At 65.2% G+C, this 1570-nt stretch carries 1 protein-coding gene and 3 pseudogenes; all 4 read left to right on the top strand.

Annotated features, from left to right (window positions below):
- Positions 1-203: pseudogene (locus tag INP57_RS29240) on the top strand (transposase); the annotation flags it as partial.
- A gap of 206 nt (positions 204-409) precedes the next feature.
- Positions 410-589 (top strand): helix-turn-helix domain-containing protein, encoded by a 180-nt coding sequence (locus INP57_RS29245; RefSeq protein ID WP_233628754.1) that lies wholly within the window; start codon positions 410-412, stop codon positions 587-589.
- A 15-nt stretch (positions 590-604) separates the two neighbouring features.
- Positions 605-1441, top strand: a pseudogene (locus tag INP57_RS29250) (IS30 family transposase); the annotation flags it as partial.
- Positions 1440-1570: pseudogene (locus INP57_RS29255) on the top strand (transposase); the annotation flags it as partial. The pseudogenes INP57_RS29250 and INP57_RS29255, both read left to right, overlap by 2 nt.

A 1570-nucleotide genomic window follows, 5' to 3' on the forward strand; every position in this document is an offset into this window, starting at 1 on the left:
CGCAGATCGTGAAAAAGCGGCAGCGGCGTCTGGGAAGTGTGGACGAGATCGTGCTGTCGCTGTATGCGAAAGGGCTCACCACCGGCGAGATCGCATCGCATTTCGCCGACATCTACGGCACCTCGGTGTCCAAGGACACGATCTCAACCATCACCGACAAGGTCGTCGCGGAGATGGACGACTGGTCCGACCGGCCCCTGGACTCGAGGCGGTTTCCATTGGTCGTTGCGAATCCTGATGGGAAGGGGTTCGCGTGCCGCGCTATGCGTGGAACAAGAGGCCGGCGTGGGTGAAGCGTCGGTACTTCGAGTTGGTTCGGGCCGGTATGTCGGGGGCTGCGGCAGCCGAGCGCGTCGGAGTGTCGTTGAGCTGTGGGTCGTTGTGGTTCATCGACGCTGGCAGCGTGAACATGATCGAGAAACCGATCTCACGGCGGTATTTGACCCAGGATGACCGGATCGAGATCGCCGACGGCCTGGCGCGCAACGAGCCGGTCACCGCGATCGCCGCGCGGATCGGGAAGAGCGTTCAGACGGTGTATCGGGAGATGGCGCGCAACCGTAAGCCGGACGGGCGGTATCAGCCGTGATATGCGCACAATCAGGCCTATCTGCGCCGTCGACGTCCCAGGCCGCGCCGATTCACGGTGGACGCGGGGTTGCGCACGATCGTCGCCGCGAAGTTGGCCCTGCGCTGGTCCCCGAGCCAGATCAGCCGCTGGCTGCGGCGACACTTCCCGCGCCGTGCCGGTTGGCATGTCTGCACCGAGACGATCTACGAGGCCATCTACCGCGGGCGGGTCCCCGTCGTCGGCGCGGCCCGCCTTCGCACGGGCCGAACGTATCGGCACCGCCGAGGACGTGGCCGATCCCGTGACGGTGCGCTGAAGCAGTCGACGAAGATGCGCTCCATCCACACCAGGCCGGCAGGGGTGCAGGCACGCCGGCACGCCGGGCACTGGGAAGGCGACCTGCTCGTCGGAGCCGGTCAGCGCTCGGCAATCGCCACGCTGGTGGAGCGCAAAACGCGATTCACGCTCCTGGTCTCGCTCGAGCGTGATCACTCCGCCCGATCGGTCGGTAACGCCCTCATCCGGGCGTTCAGCAGGCTGCCGCATGGGCTCCGGCGAAGCCTGACCTGGGATCAAGGCAACGAGATGTTCCACCACGAGAGGATCGAGAAGACCACCGGGATGAAGATCTACTTCGCTGATCCGCACTCGCCCTGGCAACGCGGCTCCAACGAGAACGTCAACGGCCTGCTGCGCCAGTACCTTCCCAAGGGGGCCGACCTCAATGCCTGGTCTCGTAGACAACTGGATCAGATTGCCCACGAGCTCAACAATCGGCCGCGCCTGTGTCTCGGCGACAAGGCACCGGAGCAGCTCATGCAACAATGGCTTCGTCGCCACATGGCAACACGAGTTCGCAACGATCGTTAGAAACCGCCCGATCTACGCGGCGGTGTTCATCGACGCCATCCACGTGAAGGTCCGAGACGGGCAGGTGGCCAACCGGCCCGTCTACGCCGCCATCGGCGTCACGCTCGACGGCCGCAAGGACGTCCTGGC

It is taken from the genome of Saccharopolyspora galaxeae, from assembly GCF_016526145.1.
Taxonomy (GTDB): Bacteria; Actinomycetota; Actinomycetes; order Mycobacteriales; family Pseudonocardiaceae; genus Saccharopolyspora_C; species Saccharopolyspora_C galaxeae.